The organism is Pseudomonas sp. RC10-4-2, assembly GCF_050433085.1.
In the GTDB taxonomy this organism is placed as follows: Bacteria; Pseudomonadota; Gammaproteobacteria; order Pseudomonadales; family Pseudomonadaceae; genus Pseudomonas; species Pseudomonas aeruginosa.
On the sequence record NZ_JBNPXX010000001.1, the window covers coordinates 26,056 to 44,191 of the forward strand.

General features: G+C 67.7%; 16 protein-coding genes. 4 read left to right on the forward strand and 12 right to left on the reverse strand.

Annotation, left to right across the window (positions count from 1 at the left end):
* Positions 1-31: 31 nt before the first annotated feature.
* From pqsL to FHW81_RS00140, 6 genes are all read right to left on the reverse strand, one after another.
* On the reverse strand, positions 32-1,228 hold the full coding sequence (gene pqsL, locus FHW81_RS00115) for an FAD-dependent monooxygenase PqsL (protein WP_003101379.1): 1,197 nt from the start codon (positions 1,226-1,228) through the stop codon (positions 32-34).
* Between the two features lie 167 nt (positions 1,229-1,395).
* On the reverse strand, positions 1,396-2,886 hold the full coding sequence (locus tag FHW81_RS00120) for an aldehyde dehydrogenase (RefSeq protein WP_023096435.1): 1,491 nt from the start codon (positions 2,884-2,886) through the stop codon (positions 1,396-1,398).
* Positions 2,879-3,790 (reverse strand): dihydrodipicolinate synthase family protein, encoded by a 912-nt coding sequence (locus tag FHW81_RS00125; RefSeq protein ID WP_003118988.1) that lies wholly within the window; start codon positions 3,788-3,790, stop codon positions 2,879-2,881. The genes FHW81_RS00120 and FHW81_RS00125 overlap by 8 nt, the downstream gene beginning before the upstream one ends.
* 64 nt (positions 3,791-3,854) lie before the next feature.
* Positions 3,855-5,183: an MFS transporter gene (locus FHW81_RS00130; RefSeq protein ID WP_003101374.1), complete on the reverse strand. Its 1,329-nt coding sequence runs from the start codon at positions 5,181-5,183 to the stop codon at positions 3,855-3,857.
* Positions 5,184-5,318: 135 nt separating this feature from the next.
* Positions 5,319-6,638 carry an NAD(P)/FAD-dependent oxidoreductase gene (locus tag FHW81_RS00135; RefSeq protein ID WP_003101373.1) on the reverse strand — a complete coding sequence of 440 codons (1,320 nt, stop codon included), beginning with the start codon at positions 6,636-6,638 and terminating at the stop codon, positions 5,319-5,321.
* Positions 6,639-6,730: 92 nt separating this feature from the next.
* A complete protein-coding gene (locus FHW81_RS00140) occupies positions 6,731-7,459 on the reverse strand; it encodes a GntR family transcriptional regulator (protein WP_003101372.1) in 729 nt (242 codons plus the stop codon).
* 308 nt (positions 7,460-7,767) lie between these two features.
* Here FHW81_RS00140 and FHW81_RS00145 point away from each other — a divergent pair, with 308 nt between their 5' ends.
* Together FHW81_RS00145 and FHW81_RS00150 are read left to right on the forward strand one after the other, a co-directional pair.
* Positions 7,768-8,790, forward strand: coding sequence for a GlxA family transcriptional regulator (locus FHW81_RS00145; protein ID WP_003144547.1), 1,023 nt, complete (start codon positions 7,768-7,770; stop codon positions 8,788-8,790).
* A gap of 25 nt (positions 8,791-8,815) precedes the next feature.
* A complete protein-coding gene (locus FHW81_RS00150) occupies positions 8,816-9,283 on the forward strand; it encodes a VOC family protein (RefSeq protein WP_003118992.1) in 468 nt (155 codons plus the stop codon).
* Between the two features lie 3 nt (positions 9,284-9,286).
* Here the strand turns inward: FHW81_RS00150 and FHW81_RS00155 are convergent, their stop codons facing one another.
* Together FHW81_RS00155 and FHW81_RS00160 are read right to left on the reverse strand one after the other, a co-directional pair.
* Positions 9,287-9,925 (reverse strand): FMN-binding negative transcriptional regulator, encoded by a 639-nt coding sequence (locus FHW81_RS00155; protein ID WP_003101360.1) that lies wholly within the window; start codon positions 9,923-9,925, stop codon positions 9,287-9,289.
* 27 nt (positions 9,926-9,952) lie between these two features.
* A complete protein-coding gene (locus FHW81_RS00160; RefSeq protein WP_003144549.1) occupies positions 9,953-10,672 on the reverse strand; it encodes a B3/B4 domain-containing protein in 720 nt (239 codons plus the stop codon).
* 284 nt (positions 10,673-10,956) lie between these two features.
* On the opposite strand from FHW81_RS00160, the gene FHW81_RS00165 reads away from it, so the two are divergent.
* Positions 10,957-12,600, forward strand: a complete 1,644-nt coding sequence (locus FHW81_RS00165; protein WP_171893954.1) for an acetolactate synthase large subunit — start codon at positions 10,957-10,959, stop codon at positions 12,598-12,600.
* Between the two features lie 42 nt (positions 12,601-12,642).
* Here the strand turns inward: FHW81_RS00165 and FHW81_RS00170 are convergent, their stop codons facing one another.
* The 3 genes from FHW81_RS00170 to FHW81_RS00180 all read right to left on the reverse strand — a co-directional run bounded on the left by FHW81_RS00170 (position 12,643) and on the right by FHW81_RS00180 (position 15,419).
* On the reverse strand, positions 12,643-13,938 hold the full coding sequence (locus FHW81_RS00170; RefSeq protein WP_003101355.1) for an OprD family porin: 1,296 nt from the start codon (positions 13,936-13,938) through the stop codon (positions 12,643-12,645).
* Between the two features lie 236 nt (positions 13,939-14,174).
* Complete coding sequence (gene eftM, locus FHW81_RS00175; RefSeq protein ID WP_003101353.1) at positions 14,175-14,918, reverse strand: class I SAM-dependent methyltransferase EftM; 744 nt, start codon at positions 14,916-14,918, stop codon at positions 14,175-14,177.
* A gap of 99 nt (positions 14,919-15,017) precedes the next feature.
* The gene (locus FHW81_RS00180; protein ID WP_121417901.1) at positions 15,018-15,419 is read right to left on the reverse strand and encodes a GFA family protein; all 402 of its coding nucleotides are present in this window, start codon (positions 15,417-15,419) and stop codon (positions 15,018-15,020) included.
* A gap of 142 nt (positions 15,420-15,561) precedes the next feature.
* Here FHW81_RS00180 and FHW81_RS00185 point away from each other — a divergent pair, with 142 nt between their 5' ends.
* Positions 15,562-15,843 (forward strand): peptidylprolyl isomerase, encoded by a 282-nt coding sequence (locus FHW81_RS00185; protein ID WP_003093561.1) that lies wholly within the window; start codon positions 15,562-15,564, stop codon positions 15,841-15,843.
* A 442-nt stretch (positions 15,844-16,285) separates the two neighbouring features.
* Here FHW81_RS00185 and piv read toward each other — a convergent pair whose 3' ends face one another.
* On the reverse strand, positions 16,286-17,674 hold the full coding sequence (piv, locus tag FHW81_RS00190; protein WP_004351743.1) for a protease IV: 1,389 nt from the start codon (positions 17,672-17,674) through the stop codon (positions 16,286-16,288).
* Between the last annotated feature and the right edge of the window lie 462 nt (positions 17,675-18,136).

Consider the following 18,136-nt stretch of genomic DNA (forward strand, 5'->3'; position numbering starts at 1 on the left):
CGGACGCTACGCTCCGGCCGCGCTGGCGGGTTCAGCCGAGCGGCGCCGGCGACCGCACCGGCTGGTAGGAGCGCTCGCCGCCCAGGGCTTCCGGCGTACGGCTGCTGCCCTGCAGGGCGGTGTCGAAGACCCCGGCGAAGCGCTGGCGATCCTCCAGGCTGGTGGCCAGCGCATGGCCATAGGAGACGATCGCCTGGTTCACCGGGAAGCGCTCGGCCTGGTAGCCGGCCAGGGCATCCTCCAGCGCGCAGGCGTCGCGCAAGGCCAGGTCGAGGGCGTCGGCCAGGGCGCTGGCGTCCTCGATGGCCAGGTTCATGCCCTGGCCGGTGATCGGATGCACGTTGTGGATGGCGTCGCCGAGCATCGCTACGTTGTCCGCCCAGTAGCGGTCCAGGTTCAGGTAGCCGATGGGGATGCCCTTGAAGCGCGAAGTGCCGGTGACGGCGGCGATCGCCTCGGCGCTCTCGTCGCCGACGAAGCGTTGCAAGCGCCGGCGCAGCGACTCGCCGCGGGTGTCGGCCATCAGCTCGCGCGCCTCCTCCCTGGGGAAGCTCACCACCAGTCGCGCGCGGTCGAAACCGATCGGATAGAAGTAGGCCAGCCCGCCCTGCGAGTCCACGTACAGGCGGTTGCGCTCGGCCACGCAGGGCGCCAGGGCGAAGGTGCCGACCAGCATCGGCGACGGGTAGGGGCGGCGTTCCACATCGATATCGAGCAGCCGGCGGCGCACGTAGGAGGCGATACCGTCGGCTCCCACCACCACCCGCGGACGCAGCACGCGGCCGTCGTTCAGGCGCACCTGGTCGATCGCGTGGCGCTCGTCGCGCTGCACCGCTTCGATGCGGGTCTCGAACAGCATCTCGACGGTCGCTTCGCCGTCGATCTTTTCCAGTACCAGGCGGCGCAGCGACTCGCAGGGCATGAGGATGAAATAGCCGCGCGCGTCGACGCTGGAATAGTTGAAATAGCGAAGCAGCTCGCCGTCGTGATAGACCTCCAGCTCATGGCGGACCCGCCCACCGCGACGGGTCACCTCGGCCAACAACCCGGCCGCCTCGACCACCCGGATGCCGGCCGGCTTGAGCAGGTCGGCGCCGTTGATCGCGCGTTCGCGCCGTGCCTGCTCCACTACCACCACGCGGTGGCCCTGGCGGCCGAGCAGGTAGGCGAGCATCGCCCCGCCGATGCCGCAGCCGTTGATCAGTACATCGATATGGTTGTCCGTCATGGATGAGTCTCCGTGTCGTTCCTGGCGGAAAAGGGAAGGGTGGAGGCAGCAGCATAGCGACGGAACGTTATGCAGAATGGGTGTTGTCTGCACTTGGTCGCCTGTCCGGCCCGGTTGTCCGGTCTCGCCGCCAGGCGGGAGTGCCGGCCCTTGCGGGCCGGACAGCTTCAGGAAGCGTCGATCCAGATGGTCTTCAACTCTGTGTACTGGTCGTGTGCCCAGACCGACTTGTCGCGACCGCCGAAGCCTGACTCCTTGTAGCCGCCGAAGGGCGTCGAGGCGTCGCCCTCGCCGAAGCAGTTGACGGTGACGATCCCCGCGCGGATCTCTCGCGACAGGCGCAGTGCGTGGCGCAGGCTGCCGGTGTAGGCCGAGGCGGCGAGGCCGTAGACGGTGTCGTTGGCCAGGGCGATGGCTTCGTCGATGTCGTCGAAAGAAGTGACCGAGAGCAGCGGGCCGAAGATTTCCTCGCGGAACAGCCGGCTGTGCGGCGAGACGCCATCGACCACGGTCGGCTCGACGAAGATGTCAGCCTCGGTGGCGCCGCCGAAGCGCACCGCCAACCGCTCCGTCCTGGCCTGGTCGAGGTACGCGCGGACCTTCTCGAAGTGCGCCGGGCTGACCAGCGCGCCGAGGCGATTACGCGGATCCAGCGGGTCGCCCATGCGCCACTCGCGGAGCTGCGCGCCGATGCGTTCGAGCAGCGCCTCGCGGACCTCGGCATGGACGATCAGCCGCGAGGACGCCGAGCAGTTCTCGCCCATGTTCCAGAACGCGCCGTTGACCACGTGTTGCGCCACCAGGTCGAGGTCCTCGACATCGTTCATCACCACCGCCGGGTTCTTGCCGCCGCACTCCAGTACCACCCGCTTGAGGTTGGACTCGGCGGCGTACTTGAGGAACAGGCGGCCGGTCGCGGTGGAGCCGGTGAAGCTGACCATCGCCACGTCCGGGTGGCGGCCCAGCGGTTCGCCGGCCTCGCGGCCGCCGCCGGGGACCACGTTGAACACCCCGGCGGGGATCCCCGCCTGGCTGGCCAGTTCGGCGACGCGCAGGGCGGTCAGGCTGGTCTCGGGGGCCGGCTTGACCACTACGGAGCAGCCTGCCGCCAGCGCCGGGCCGATCTTCCAGGCGAGCATCAGCAGCGGGAAGTTCCACGGCAGCACCAGGCCGACCACGCCGATCGGCTCGCGCACCACCATGGCCAGCGCCGCCGAACCGACCGGGGCGGTGCTGTCGTAGATCTTGTCGATCAGTTCGGCATGCCAGCGCAGGGTATTGATGGTTTCCGGCAGGTCGGTGTGCTGGCATTCGCGGATCGGCTTGCCGCTGTCGAGGCTCTCCATCACCGCCAGTTCCAGCAGGTGCTCTTCCAGCAGCTCGGCCAGGCGCAGCAGCGCCGCCTTGCGCTCGGCGGGCGTGCGCGAGCGCCAGCGGCCGTCCTCGAACGCCCGCCGCGCGCTGGCCACGGCGTGCCCGACGTCCTCCGCGTCGCAGGCGGCGACCTGCGCCAGCAGCTCGCCGGTGGCCGGGTTGGTCGAGGCGAAGGTGCGGCCGCCGCAGGCATCGCGGAACCCTCCGTCGATGAAGGCGCGCTGGGGAAGGTCCAGCGTCGCGGCGATGGCCGCGTATTCCTCCCGGCTCAGCAGCTCAGTCATGGCGGCCACCCTCGACGATCCGCGCGACCTCGCCCTTGAGCCTGGCGACGATCTCCGCCAGTGCCGCCTTGCCGGCCTCGTCCAGCGCCTTCAGCGGCGCACGTACGCCGCCGGCGCGCAGGCCGGCCAGCTCGCAGCCGTGCTTGATCGACTGGACGAAGTGACCGCTTTCGAGAAAGTCCATCAGCGGCATCATCGCCGCCATGATGCGCCGGCCCTTGGCGAAGTCGTTCTCGACCACGCAGGCCTGGTACAGGGCGAGGTGTTCGCCAGGGATGAAGTTGGAGCCGGCGCAGACCCAACTGCGCGCGCCCCAGGCGAAGAACTCCAGGGCCTGGTCGTCCCAGCCGCAGGACAAGGCGATCCGCGGGTGGCGGCAGGCCAGGCGGTGCAATTGCGCGGTGGAGCCGGAGCTTTCCTTGATCGCGACGATGTTGCGGCAGCCGGCGACGGCGGCGAAGAACGCCTCGTCCATCTCCACGCCCATCCGCGCCGGATAGTTGTAGAGCATGATCGGCAGGCCGGCGGCGCGATCCACCGCCAGCACGTGCTCGGCGATCTCCCGCGAGGTCGGCAGCGCGTAGGGCGGCGAGCCGACCAGGATGGCGTCGGCGCCGATGGCGCGGGCGGCTTCGGCGTAGGCCAGCGAGTCCTCGGTGCGGATCGCGCCGGTTCCCACCACCAGCGGCAGGCGCCCGGCGATGACTTCGCTGGCGTGGGCGGCGAGGGCCAGGCGTTCCTCGGCGGTGTGCGCGTAGTACTCGCCGGTGGAGCCGCCGATCACGATGCCGTGCACCTTCGACTCGACGAGAAACTCCAGGACCTCGGTGAAGGCCTGGGTGTCGATGCTGCCGTCGGCGCTCAGCGGGGTGATGGCGGGGGTATAGATACCTTCGAATTTCACGGGGGTTCCTCCTGTGGGATGCTGGGCCGCGGCGCACCCGGCGGACGCTGCCGCGGCGGGTGGTTCAGGTGAGCGAAGCCGCCTGCTGCAGGTTCAGCGAACGGGTTTCCGGCGCCAGGGCCCAGGTCACGAGCAGCCCGAGCAGGGTCACCAGCGCGGCGGCGTACATGGTCTGGGCGGTACCCAGGGTTTCCAGGGAAAGCGGCACCAGGTAGGTGCCCACCGCGGCGCCGACGCGCGATAACGAGGTGCCGACGCCGACCGCGAAGGCGCGGATCTCGGTGGGGAACAGTTCGTTCGGGTAGACCAGTTGCAGCACCTGGGCGCCGCCGATGAACAGCGCGTAGGCACCGAACAGGCCGAGGATGGTCGCCTCCGAGCCGGCGTGGAAGACGCCCAGCCCGAGCAGCGCCAGGCCGGACCAGAGGAAGCTGTGCAGCAGCATGCAGCGCCGGCCGATGCGGTTGATCAGGCGGGTGGCGATGATGCAGCCGATGACGAACAGCAGGGTGATCGCCACCGAACCGTAGGAGGCCCAGTCGCCCTTCAGGTTCAGCGCCAGCAGCACCTTGGGCGCGAAGGCGTAGACGGCGAACACGGGGATCACCGAGCAGGTCCAGAACAGGGTGACGAAGAGCATGCGCTTGCCGTAGCCGGCGTAGAGCAGGTGCCAGATGGTGACCTTCCGTTCCAGCGCCTGTTCGGGCAGGTTCTCCAGCGAGAAGGCTTCGCCGTAGACCTGGCGGATGACCCGTTCTGCGTCCGCGTCGCGGCCCTTGCTCAGCAGCCAGCGCGGCGACTCGGGGGTGCCGATGCGTAGCAGGAACAGCACGGCACCGATCGCCGCGGTGCTGGCCAGTACCAGGCGCCAGGCGTCCTCGCCGCCGCTGCGCAGGATCAGGTCGCCGACCAGGTAGGCGAAGGCGGCGCCGGCGAACCAGAGGATGGTCAGGGTGGCCAGGCGCGGTCCGCGATACTTCTTCGGCAAGAACTCCACCAGCAAGGCGGTGGCGACCGGGTACTCGATGCCCACCGCCACGCCGATCAGGAAGCGCAGGACGAACAGCGCCGCCGCCGAGTCGACCCCGTACTGCGCCAGGGAAGCGAGGACGAACAGGCTGGGGCCGACGAAGAACAGCCTGCGGCGGCCCAGGCGGTCGGTCAGCCAGCCGCCGAGGAAACCGCCGAAGAAGATGCCGACCAGCGCCGAGGCGGCGATCATGCCCTGCCAGAAACTGCTCAGTTGCAATGCCGCGGTCATCTGCAGCATCGCCACGCCGATGATGCTCAGCACGTAGCCGTCGACGAAGGAGCCGCCGCCGGAGCGCAGGGTCAACAGCCGGTGGAAGGCGTTGAGGGGTACGTCTTCGATCGAGGTCGTAGGATTTGTCATTATTGTCTCCTGGTTCTAACCGCTGCCGGTGAATTCGGGCCGAGCGAATCCGCGAGGCTGGAACGCTCTCCAGCTCCGGTCTTCAATGGCCGTCTGAATCGAAGTCGGCGCCCGCGGGCGCGTTCCTAGGGATGCCTAGCTTTCTCTACCTGCTCGATACTGCCCCCACCTCAGGTTGAGGTTCACGCCAAGGGAAAGGAGTGGTTCGGGTGGATTGCCGCTGGGACCGGGCGCGCGCAGCAGGAAGTCGATCAGCTCGTTGCGTTCGCCCGCCAGCCAGTCGGCCAGCAGCTTCCCGGTGACGGTCCCGCGGGTTACCCCCAGGCCGTTGCAGCACAGGGCGCCATAGACGTTGGGCGCCAGCTCGCCGAAGTGCCCCATGTGGTTCCTCGACAGCGCCAGCGAGCCGCCCCAGGTGTAGTCGAAGCCGACTTCCGGGAGCATCGGGAAGCGCTGGCGGAACGAGGCGCGATGGCGTACGGCGAAGCGCTCAAGGTACTTCCCGGCGCTGCGTCCGTCAGGGTTGAAGCTGAAGCTGTTGCGGATCAGCAGGCGGTTGTCCGGGGTACGCCTCACCGTGGTGCCGTAAGGGTCGGCCGGGATCAGGCCCCAGTAGGGGCGCCCGCCGAGGCGGGCCTGCTCCTCGGCATCGAGCGGCCGGGTCAGGCTGGCGTAGGTGAAGATCGGCAGCATCCGCCCCTGGAGGAAGCCGAAGCTCATGCCGAAGGCGTTGTTGGCGAGGACCAGGCGGTCGGCCAGGATGCTGCCGTGGGGATGGCTCAGCAGGGTCCTGTCGCCATATTCCACGGCGGTGATCGGTGTGTGTTCGTAGAGGCTGACGTTGCCCGGCAGGCTGTCGGCCAGGCCCTTGACCAGGGCCGAGGGCTGCACCAGCAGGGTACCGGGGGTGAACAGGGCCTTGCGATAGAAAGCGGTGCCGATGTGTCCCGGGAGGTCGTCCGCCTCGATCACCTCGTAGGCCTGGCCGAGCCGATCGAGGCCGCGCCGGTAGGCGTCGAGCACAGCCACGCCGCGCGCCTCGACGGCCGCCTGGTACTTGCCGCAGGCCTTCATCTGGCAGTCGATGGCATGGCGCTGCACCTGTTCGCGGAGCAGCGACTGGCCGGCGAGATTGAGCTTCAGGCCGATCCGGGCGGTCGCTATGTCGCCGATGTAGTCGTCGGCGCCGATGTCGTGGGGCAGGTCGATGGCGAAGCCGGCGTTGCGCCCGGCGGTACCGAAGCCGACTTCCTGGGCCTCGACCAGGACGATCTCCTCGTCGGGAAAATGCAGCGCCAGCTGGCGCGCGGCGGCGAGGCCGGTGAAGCCGGCGCCGACCACCACCCAACGGGCGGCGCTCCTGCCGTAGTGGGCCGGCTTCGGCCGCCGCGGCGGGCTGAGGTGATACCAGCCGCAGGAACGGTCGTCGGCCGGAAGGTGGGTTACTTTCGTCATCGCAGGGACCTGACTCTTGTTATTGGAACCCGGTAACCATCCCCTGCGTGACCGCCTCCGCTTCTCGGGCGGGGCCGTGGCGCGGGGGCTCGCTAACCCTCGTAGACCAGCGCCACCTCCACTCCGGCCGGCGCCGCGTACTCGGCCATGCGCCGGCGCGACAGCTCGAAATGCGCGCGGACGATGTCCGCCGCCGCATCCGGATCGCGCCGCTGGATGGCATCGACGATCTGGTCGTGCTGGTCGCAGGCGAGTTCCAGGTCGCGTTGCATGTCGTCGGTGGTCGGATGGCGGTAGAAGATCTTGCCCAGCCGCGCATGGTCGATCAGCAAGCGGCGCAGGCTCGGCATGAGGTAGTCGTTGTGGGCCATCCTGCCGATCTCCAGGTGGAAGGCGTCGTTGTGGATGACGCGGTTTTCCACATGCTTCTCTTCGATGGCCTTGCGGAAATCTTCCTGGATCGCCTTGAGCGTCTCGATCTCCGCTTCGCTGGCATGGGTGGCCGCCAGTTGCGTGGTGGCGATGTAGATCAGCGGCGCGGCGAGAAAGAAGGCGTGCAGCGAGTCGTGGCTCATGGCCGCGACGCGCGGCGCACGGTTGGCTTCCAGTTCGATGTAGCCCTCGGCGGCGATCTGCCGCAGCAGTTCGCGCACCGGCGGGCGCGAGAGGCCGAACTCGTCGCACAGGGCGAGTTCGTCGACGACCGCGCCGGGCGCCAGTTCCATGCTCAGGATCCGCCGGCGCAGCGCATCGCCCAGCACCGCCTTGCGGTCGAAGGGGGCATCGGCGCTGTTCGAGTCGACGTCGGGTTGGGCTTTCATGGAGGCCTTTCTACTTGTCATGGGCTGTGTCTACAGTTTGTATAATGACTATAGGATTCTGTTAGACAATATGTCTACAGGTTTTTTCGGGGCGTTTCCGTACCGTTCGTCCGCGCTGTTTCCGCTGACGCCGTGGCGTGCGAAAGGGGCAGCCCCCCGAGGGCGTATTTGAGCATATTCCCCCGGCGCGCCAGGGAGGCGCCAAGTCACATGGCTTGCGCATATGATGGAGCGCCCGGGGTTTTCGCCGCGACGGCAGGCGTCGCGGCCCGCTGGCCGGGAACAAGAAGAACAAGAGGCACGAATCGATGGAAAGAAGGCGTTTCAGCGCCGCCCTGCAAGGGCAGAACCTCAGGTTCACCGGGGCCGGGGAGGGGGGCTCGGCACGGGCGCGGGTGGGCTTCCTGCTGCTCGAACACTTTTCCCTGCCGGCCTTCACCCAGGCGCTGGACACCCTGGTGACCGCCAACCTGATCCGCAGCGAGTCCTTCGCGGTGAGCAACTTCAGCCTGAGCGGCGAGCCGGTGACCAGCGACCTCGGGTTGCTGATCTGCCCGGACCTGGCGCTCGCCTCGGCGGCGCGGCAAGGACTCGACCTGCTGGTGGTCTGCGGCGGTTTGCGCACGCCCCTGCGCTCGTCCGCCGCGCTGCGGGAAGCGTTGCAGGACGTGGCGGCGCGCGGCGTCGCCCTGGCCGGGCTGTGGAACGGTGCCTGGTTCCTCGGCGACGCCGGCCTGCTGGATGGCTACCGCTGCTGCATCCATCCCGAGCACCGCGCCGCCCTCGCCGAGATCGCCCGCAACAGCCAGGTGACCAGCGACAGCTACATGGTCGACCGTGACCGCCTGACCGCGGCCAGCCCCACCGGCGCCTTCAACCTGGCGCTGGAGTGGATCGCCCGGCGCCACGGGCGCGACCTGGTGGAGGCGGTGGTGGATATCCTCGCCTTCGAGGAGTCGCGCTACCGGCGGGTGCGCCCGGCCCTGCACGAGAAGATGAGCGAGCCGTTGCGCGAAGTGATCAACCTGATGGCGGCGAATATCGAGGAACCGCTCAGCCAGGAGCAGCTCGCCCACTACGTGGGGCGCTCGCGGCGGCAGATCGAGCGATTGTTCCAGCAGCAGCTCGGAACCACGCCGGTGCGCTACTACCTGGAGTTGCGGATCACCGAGTGCCGGCGCCTGCTGCAACATTCCGACCTGACCATGCTGGAGGTCCTGGTCGCCTGCGGCTTCGTCTCGCCCAGCCACTTCAGCAAGTGCTACACCGCCTTCTACGGCTACCCGCCGTCGAAAGAAGTGCGCTACGGCAACGTCCGCTCGACGAAATGAGGGCGTTTCGCCGGACGCGGCCGGCATGCTAGAACGGACCTTTCGCCCTGGCCTGCGGAGGTCCTGCGCCATGTCCCAGCCTTTTCTCTGGCGTCGCGTCAACGACTCGTCCGGTTTCGCCGAGCCGCGGGTGTTCATCCGTGTCTACCTGGAACCGGGCAGCATCGATGCGGCCATCGCTTTCTACGAAGACCTGCAGGGCGTCGCCCACGACATGCGCTTCGACTTTCCCGAGAAACGCCTGACACTCGCCGCAGTCGGCGCCTTCCTCCTGCTGGAGGGCAGCGACGAGGCGCTGGCGCCGTTCCGCAGCACCACTGGCACCCTGCTGGTGGACGACATCGAGCCCTATCACCGGCGCTTGCTGGCTGCCGGCGCGCAGATCATTTTCGGGCCGGCGCGCGCGCCCACCGGTGCCTGCTTCAATGCGCTGCTGCCGGACGGCACGGTGGTCGAGTTCGTCCACCACCGGCCGCAGCCGGGCGAGGCCTGAACCTCAGCCGTCGCGCCGGGCGGCGCAATCGTCCATGGCCGCGCCGATCGCCTGTTCGCCGCGGGCCAGCAGCGCTGCGCTGGCGCCGCGGATATCGCGGGCTTCCTTGTTCTGGCTGAGCTTGAACTTGCCGACCAGGCGGGTGATCTCGATTTCGATGCCGACGATCAGCCGGAGCATCTCGTCGATGTAGTCGGCGGGGCCGTCGGTCATTTTCCAGGGCGTTTCCTGGGTCGCCTCGTGGGTGCGGGTCAGGCGCGCCACCAGTCCGCGCACATAGCGTTCGTCGTCGCGGATCCGCACCCGGCCGTGGGCGTGGACCACCCGGTAGTTCCAGGTCGGCACCTGGCGGTGGTGCTCCTGCTTGCTCGGGTACCACTGCGGCGAGATGTAGGCATCGCCGGCGCGGAACACCACCAGCACCTCGTCGCCGTCGCGCAGCTCGCTCCAAACCGGGTTGTTGCGCGCGACATGGGCTTCCAGGGTGCCTTGCGCGCCCTTTTCCGGGCTCAGCTCGAACGGCAGGTGGTTGGCGTCCAGGCCCGCTTCGCCGTGGCTGACCAGCAGGCCCAGCGGATAGTCCCGGATCAGCGCGTGCAGCGCCTGCGGGTCGGACTCTTCGAAATGCGAAGGCAGGTACATGTTCTGTTCTCCTCGGGGACTCGGCCCTTATACGCTGTCGGTGGGTTCCGTCGCCACGCACAGCAGGCGCGAGTCGGCGCGCATGCCGGGCATCATCAGGCGCAATTCGTCGAGCAGCAGGCCGCCCGCTTCGTGCAGGGCCGCCAGCGGCATTTCCGGCAGGCTCTCGAGGATGAACCACATGCGCCGGGCGCTGGCATCCAGGCGGGTGCGCACGCCCTGGCGCCAGTTCCAGCGGCGGCAGGTGACGCCGAGGTCGTCGCGCCAGACCACCTCGCCGGGGTCGGGGGATTCGTCGACCGCCTCGCCGTTCTTCAGGGTGTCGAAGGTCTCGCTGCCGTCGGCGACCACCAGGCGCGGCGTGCCGGCATAGGCGGCGAGGTTCTCGCCGCCTACCGGAATGGCGAATTGCACGCTGATGGCGTTGTACAGGTCCACCACCGGGTCGATGCTCGGCAGCCCACCGTCGCGCAGCGCACGCTTGCGCAGGGCTTCGGCGGAGCAGGGGGTGCGCTGCGGCTTGGCGCCGAAGCGGCGGAACGCCTCGGCCCAGGCTGCCAGGTGCGCCTCGGCCCAGTCCGGTTCGCCACGCGCCAGCGCCTGGCAGGCGCGCTCTACGGCGCGGTCGGCGATTTCCGGACGAACGATCGGCGCCGCCTCGACGGTGAGGCTCAGGGCGCGGAAACCGGGGGCGAGGGCGGCCACCTCGGCGGCGATGACGGGGAGGATCGGGGCGTGCTCGGGCATGGTCGTCTTCAGGGTTCGGTGAGATGGAGGGGGCGGGGCGCGTAAAGCGGTAGGTGGATTTCTACCATCCGGGCTCCGCCCTCACCATGAAATCAGCGAATGAATTATTAGCTGTGCTGATGATCGGGTGGTCGGGTTCAGCTGCGCTAATGGCGGGAGCGCCGTTCGCTTGCCGGCGAAGCCGGCGCCAGAGCCTTCCGCCGGCCGGGAGGGGCTGGACAGCGAGACGCGAGGGGCGCAGTGTTCGAGCGGTCAGAACCGCCACCACCCGAGGTAGAACGCAGATGGCCAAGGCAGCCGATGTGGTTGTGCAATGCCTGGAAAACGAGGGCGTGCAGTACGTCTTCGGAATTCCCGGCGAGGAGAATCTCGACCTGCTGGAGTCCCTGCGCAAGTCGCAGATCCGGCTGGTGCTCACCCGCCACGAACAATCGGCCGGCTTCATGGCCGCCACCTACGGGCGCCTCACCGGCAAGACCGGGGTCAGCCTGTCGACCCTCGGCCCGGGCGCCACCAACCTGGTCACCGCCGGCGCCTACGCCTACCTGGGCGGCATGCCGATGCTGATGATCACCGGGCAGAAGCCGATCAAGAAGTCCAAGCAGGGCCGCTTCCAGATCCTCGACGTGGTCGGCATGATGCAGCCGCTGACCAAGTACACCCACCAACTGGCCTCCGCCGACAACATTCCCTCGCGGGTCCGCGAGGCGTTCCGCCTGGCCGAGGAAGAGAAGCCCGGCGCGGTGCACCTGGAGCTGCCGGAGGACATCGCCGCCGAGCAGACCGACAGCCTGCCCATCCCGCCGAGCCTGAGCCGCCGGCCGCTGGCGGAATACAAGGCGATCTGCGCCGCGGTGGAGAAGCTGCGCGCCGCGCGCAGCCCGATCCTGGTGATCGGCGCCGGGGCCAACCGCAAGATGACCGCCAAGGTCCTCAAGCAACTGATCGACAAGACCGGCATTCCCTTCGTCACCACCCAGATGGGCAAGGGCGTGGTCGACGAGCGTCACCCGCGCTTCCTCGGCAACGCCGCGCTGTCCGCCGGCGACTTCGTGCATCGCGCGGTGGAGGCGGCCGACCTGATCGTCAACGTCGGCCACGACGTGATCGAGAAGCCGCCGTTCTTCATGGTTCGCGGCGGTACCGAGGTGATCCACGTGAACTTCCGTTCCGCCGAGGTGGACCCGGTGTATTTCCCGCAGATCGAAGTGGTGGGCGACATCGCCAACGCCATCTGGCAGATCGGCGAGGCGCTGGACGATACCGCGCACTGGGACTTCACCCGCCTGCTGGCGATCCGCGAGGCCAACGAGGCGCAGGTCGCCGAAGGCGCCGACGACCCGCGCTTCCCGCTCTATCCGCAGCGCCTGGTGGCCGACGTGCGCCGGGCGTTGCCGTCGCAGGGCATCGTCGCCCTGGACAACGGCATGTACAAGATCTGGTTCGCCCGCAACTACAAGGCACACATGCCCAACACCGTGCTGCTGGACAACGCCCTCGCCACCATGGGCGCCGGCCTGCCCTCGGCGATGGCCGCGCACCTGGTCTACCTGGACCGGCCGATCGTCGCGGTGTGCGGCGATGGCGGCTTCATGATGAACAGCCAGGAACTGGAAACCGCGGTGCGGCTGAAGATGAACCTGACGGTGATCATCCTGCGCGACAACGGCTACGGGATGATCCGCTGGAAGCAATCGAACATGGGCTTCGCCGACTTCGGGCTGGACTACGGCAACCCGGACTTCGTGCACTACGCCGAGGCCTACGGCGCCCACGGCCACCGGGTCGACAGCGCCGAGGGCTTCCTGCCGCTGCTGGAGCGCTGCCTGGGCACGCCCGGGGTGCATGTGATCGATTGCCCGGTGGATTACTCGGAGAACGACCGCATCCTCAACGTCGAGCTGCGCGAACGCGCCCTGGCGGTCTGAACCGCCGGAGCGTCGCGCCGGCGTGCGTTCCGGCGCGACGGCTCAGAACAGCGACAGGTTGTAGCTGGCGATCAGGCGCACCTCGTCCACGTCGCGCGCCGAGCGCTCGAAGTCGGTGCGGTAGGTGGCGTTGCGCAGGCGCAGGCTGAGGTCCTTGAAGCGGCCGCTCTGCACGATGTACTTCAGCTCGATGTCGCGCTCCCATTCCTTGCCCTCGTCGCCGTTGGCCAGGCGGATATGGTCGCCGTTGACGTAGCGGGTCATGAAGCTCAGGCCGGGCACGCCGACGCTGCGCAGGTCGAAGTCGTAGCGCAGTTGCCAGGAGCGTTCCTCGGGGTTGGCGAAGTCGTTCACCTGCAGGTAGTTGGCCAGGTACGGATTGCTGCCGTCGAGGTAGGGCATCGAGCTGGCGCCGTTCATCCGCTGCCAGCCGGCGCTGAGCGTGTGGCCGCCCTGGGCGTAGGCGAGCAGCAGGCTGAGGGCGCGGTTGTCGATCTTGCCGGCGCGGGCCGCGCCGGCGTCCTCGCTGTCGAACCAGCGCAGGTCGGCGCTCAGCTTGCCGGCGCCGACCTGCCGCTTGCCCACGGCACCGAGGTAGCGCTGGCGATAGACGTTGCGCAGGCCGCCCTGGGCGTATTGCAGCAGCAGGCCGTCGTTGACCTGGTAGTCGAGTTGGTAGGCGTCGAAGCGGTTGCCGGTGGTGTCGCAGGCGTAGCGTTTGTTCTTGCAGTGCAGGCGGATGTCCTGGGCGTCGCTGGAGTCCCGCGCGGTGTAGCGCTCCAGGCGGGTGGCGGAGAACCTGAGCCCGGCGATCTCCTCGCTGGTCAGCTGGGCGCCGTGGAACAGGGTCGGCAGCAGGCGTCCGTCGTTGTATTTCAGCAACGGCATGTCCGGCAGCATCGCCCCGTACCTGAACTGTGTCTGCGAGAAGCGCATCTTGCCGGCAACGCCGGCCTTGGCGTACTGGTCGACCGAGCGACGCGGATCGTGGCCGCTGGAAGGCAGCAGGCCGCTGTTGCTGTCCGCGGGGCTGGAGTCGAGCTTGATCCCGAGCATCGCCAGGGTATCCACGCCGAAGCCCAGCGCGCCCTCGGTATAGCCCGAGCGCAGGTCGAGGATGAAGCCCTGCGCGGCTTCCTCGCGCTTGGAGGCGCCCTGCGGGTTGGCCGAGCTGCCGTCGCGGAAGTCGCGGTTGAAGTAGACGGTGCGCGCTTCCAGGCGCGCGCTGCCGTCCTCGAGGAAGGCGGCAGGGGCCGGGGCGACGAATCCGCCGCACAGGGCGAGGGCGCCCAGGCCGCGAAGGGTGCGGGGCGAACGGGGGGAAAACGGGGAGGACATGCGGTGACTCTCGACAGCGGGGGTAAAAAAGCGCGCGAAGGTGTCACAGATGGCCGGCGGGGTCTTTGCGACCTTGGTCTAGCCGAGAAGGCGCGCACGGATCGTCGGCCAGGCAGGCCTCTAGCGGGTCGGACGCAGCGTGCCGAAAGCGACGAAGAATCCTCCGCAGCCCCCTGTGAAACGCTGCCCCGCCCGTGCCAGCCTGATCGTCACGTTTGCGCCAGGATATCCGGAGGCTAGCGCTTCACGCAGACGAACAGGGCATTCCCGGAGCTGCCGGCCCAGGGCGTGATCCGTTCGTAGTCGTGTTCGAAGACCTGCACCTCGAAATGCGTCTGCAACAGGTGCTGCAGCTCGGCGAAGCCGAGGGCGACCATGGGGTGTTCGTCCTCCCAGGTCTGGGTCGTTCCGTCCGTGGTTTTCTCGATACCGAGGCGCAGCGCCTGGCGCTCGCCCTCGCCGCTGTAGTACCAGCCGGAACCGAAGGTGAAGCGGCTGCCTCGATGCTCCACGGAATGGCGGACGAACGCGCGATTGTCGATCTGCCCCTTGTCCACCGTGTTGAAACAGAACACGCCGCCATCCGCCAGTGCGCCATGCACGCTGGCCAGGCATGCGCGCAAGCGCTCCAGCCCTGCGTTGTAGTGGATCGAATAGAGGAAACAGGTGATCAGGTCCAGCGGCTCGTCCACCTGGAAGCCGGCCATGTCCTGCCGGCTGAAGTGCGCTTCGGGGCAGCGCTGTCGGGCGAGGTCGAGCATCGGCTGGTTGATGTCCAGACCGGCGCTGCGATAGCCGAAATCGAGGAAGTGCCGCACGTGAGGGCCGGTACCGCAGGCCAGGTCCAGGTGCCGCCGGCCCTGGTTGCCGAACAACTGGTGCAGGCGACGCACGCAGTGGCTCTGCGCCTGGTAGTCGATGTCGGCGCACATCAGGTCGTAATAGTGGGACAGGTCGGTGTACAGCGCGGTGGCGGACATGGGCGGCAAGGACCGGCGGCGAAGGGCGCGGCATGGTACCCCAGGCCCGGGCCTTGCCGGCGAAAAAACAGGCACCGGCCGGCGGATCGCGGGCGGACTTCAGTCGAACCGCGGCCAGTCGTCGGCGATCCGGTACCAGCAGGCCATCGATGCGACCTGGACATGCTTCTGTTTCGCCGCCGGGAAGGGCGTGTCCAGGCTGCCGAGGGCGATCGATACCCAGTCGGCGAACTTGCCTTCGCTCCTTGACCAGAACAGCGGCGAGCCGCAGCGCGAGCAGAAGCGCCGGAGCACGGCGGGGGAGGAGCTGAACGCGGCGAGCAGGTCGGCGCCGCGGTCGATGTGCAGGTCCGCGACGGGGACGCTGCCATAACTGGCGAATGCCGCCCCATGGGCCTTGCGGCACTGGCTGCAATGACAGTGGGAGAGCGCCCGCGGGGGCGACGACAGGCGGTAGCGCAGCGCGCCGCACAGGCAACTGCCGTGGAAAGTCTGGCTCATCGGAAGGCGTTCCCGGATTCGCAAAGGCGGCGAGTCAAGCAGCCCGCGCCATGCTTGTCGAGTGCCTCCTCTGGTCGTGGGCTGTCGGTGCTGGCGTCGATGTCTGCTAGGCTCTGCCGTTTCACCCTAGGAGTATTTCCCCATGGCCCGAGCCACTGCCCGCCACATCCTGGTTTCCAGCGAAGCCAAGTGCAACGAACTGAAGACCGCCATCGAAGGTGGTGCGGATTTCGCCGAAGTCGCCCGCGAGCATTCCACCTGCCCCTCCGGCCGCGACGGCGGCAACCTGGGTTCGTTCGGTCCTGGCCAGATGGTCCGCGAGTTCGACCAGGTGGTCTTCAGCGCGCCGCTGAACGTGGTCCAGGGGCCGGTGAAGACCCAGTTCGGCTACCACCTGCTGGAAGTCACCAGCCGCCAGGACTGAACGTACGGCGGCGCATAACGCCCCTCTTCCACGCGCCGATCCAGGCGTAGGGCGAATAACCGCTGCGCGGGATAGACGGCGGATAACGCCGTTGGCGTTATGCGCCCTACCTGTCCCGGACGACGAAAGAAGCCGCACTTCCAGGTGCCAATCCGGGCGTGGGGCGAATAACCATTGCGCGGGATAAACGGCGGATAACGCCGTTGGCGTTATGCGCCCTACCTGTCCCGGACGACGAAAGAAGCCGCACTTCCAGGCGCCAATCCGGGCGTAGGGCGGATAACCGCTGCGCGGGATAAACGGCGGATAACGCCGTTGGCGTTATGCGCCCTACCTGTCCCGGACGACGAAAGAAGCCGCACTTCCAGGCGCCAATCCGGGCGTAGGGCGAATAACCGCTGCGCGGTTATCCGCCGGTGCGCGATCGATAGCCTGGCTGGCCTCAGGGCGCGAAGTAGCGGGAGATCTGCGAATAGACGCCGCTGAAATCGGAGAAGTAGTCATTGCGCTGTGAGGTGGGCGCGCCGCAGTACGAGGGGCCGCCGTACAGGCCACCGCGCAGCTGGTAGGAGCCGTCGCCGGCGACGGTCAGCAGGCCCGAGCCGGACGAGCCGCCTTCGACCACCGCCGACGGCCAGTCGACGCGGGTCAGGGCGGTATGCCCGTCGTAGGTGACGCCCACTGCCGAGACGTTGCCCTGCGAGTACTTCTTGGCGTCGCCGCGCGGATGGTGGATGTCATGGCCGAGCGAGCCGTTGGCGATCGGCGTGGCGCTCCAGCCCTGGTAGAACACGCCGGCCGGCGGAGTGCGCTTGAGTTCCAGCAGCAGGGTGTCGCGCTTCGCGTCGCGGTGCAGGATATTCGCCCCGCCGGTCAGCACGGTGACGCTCTGGTTGATGGTCGAGGCGTCGCCGTAGCACTGGGTGGTGTTGTAGAACCAGATGGTCTGCAGCGTCGCGGCGGTGGCCTGGTCCTCGATGCAGTGCGCGGCCGACCAGAACAACTGGCGCTTGGGCGAGTTGCCGTTGTTCAGCAGGGTGCCGGTGCAGATGTAGCTGCCGCCGTCCGCCGAGCTGGTGAAGACCATCTTCGCCACCGCTGCGGTGGCGTTGTCGTAGGCCCGCGTGCCGCTCTGGGTCGCGCAGACCGCATCCACCTCGCAGCTGCCGCTGGCGCCGAAGCCGTCGCGGTAGCCGGCCTTGTACAGGGAGTCGGCGAAATACGATACCTGGGGTACCGACAGGCGCAGGTCGCCCGGTTGCAGGTTGGCCGGCAGCACCAGTTCGACGGTCAGGGTATCGCCCTCGATGACCGGGCTCCAGTAGGGACGGTTGACCGAGAGGTCCTTGCCGCTGGCCTCGAAGATTTCCTTGCCGGCGCCGGCGAAGTGCAGCAGCACGTCGTCGGGCAGCGAGCCGCTGCGGGTTTCCAGGCGAATCGCGGCGCGCAGGCTGGCGGCCCCCGCAGCGCTGATCGGGAAGCGCGCGGTGTGGCGCCCGTCCGGAGTGTCGATCCATTCGAGGGTTGCCAGGTCGATTTCCGGAGTCGCCGTTTTCAGGCCCACCCCCACTTGCAGCGGCGTACCCGGTTTCGGCGCCAGCGGCGCGGCGCGGGCCACGCGGCGGGCGGGGGGCGCGGCGAAGTGGATGCCGGCCGCCGAGATCGCCGCGTTGGGGTTGGCGAAGCGGGCGTGACCGGTGCTCGCCGGGGAGGCCTGGAGCACGGCGACGTCGCCAGCCATCTCGCTCGCACCGGGCGCCGCCAAGGCCTGGCTCGCGCCGGCAGCCAACGCCAGAACCAGGCATGCATTCAGGTACGTTCTCTTATGCATGAATCGACTCCTTCAGTTTTTTGGGAGGGCAACTTCCTCAATCGTTCGCGTGGCGAAAGATATGCAGGTGTGAAGGAGTCGTTCAAATATTTTTTATATTCGTTTCTGCTAGCTATTAAATATGAAGAAGCGTTTATGGATAGCAGAATAGATAGCTATTTCCTTCACTTGCCATTGATGTTGGATTGCTCTCTCTACCAACTAAAGTTTGGTCTGGAGTGGTTCTGCAGAGCCTTCGGTTTGCTTCAGAGAGGTGCAGGATGTAGTGCGTGAGTGCTTTACTGGTGCGGCTGTCGATGTGATCGGGTTAACGAAATCCTGATTTTCAAGTTATCCGGTTTGACCACTGCCGAATATAAGGCTGGGTGAATCTTCCATTCACCGCTCGGAAACCGTTCCGATGTTGGCTTGGTTGAATTCCAGGATATCCGGCTTATGGTCGTATAAGTCATCTCTATAATC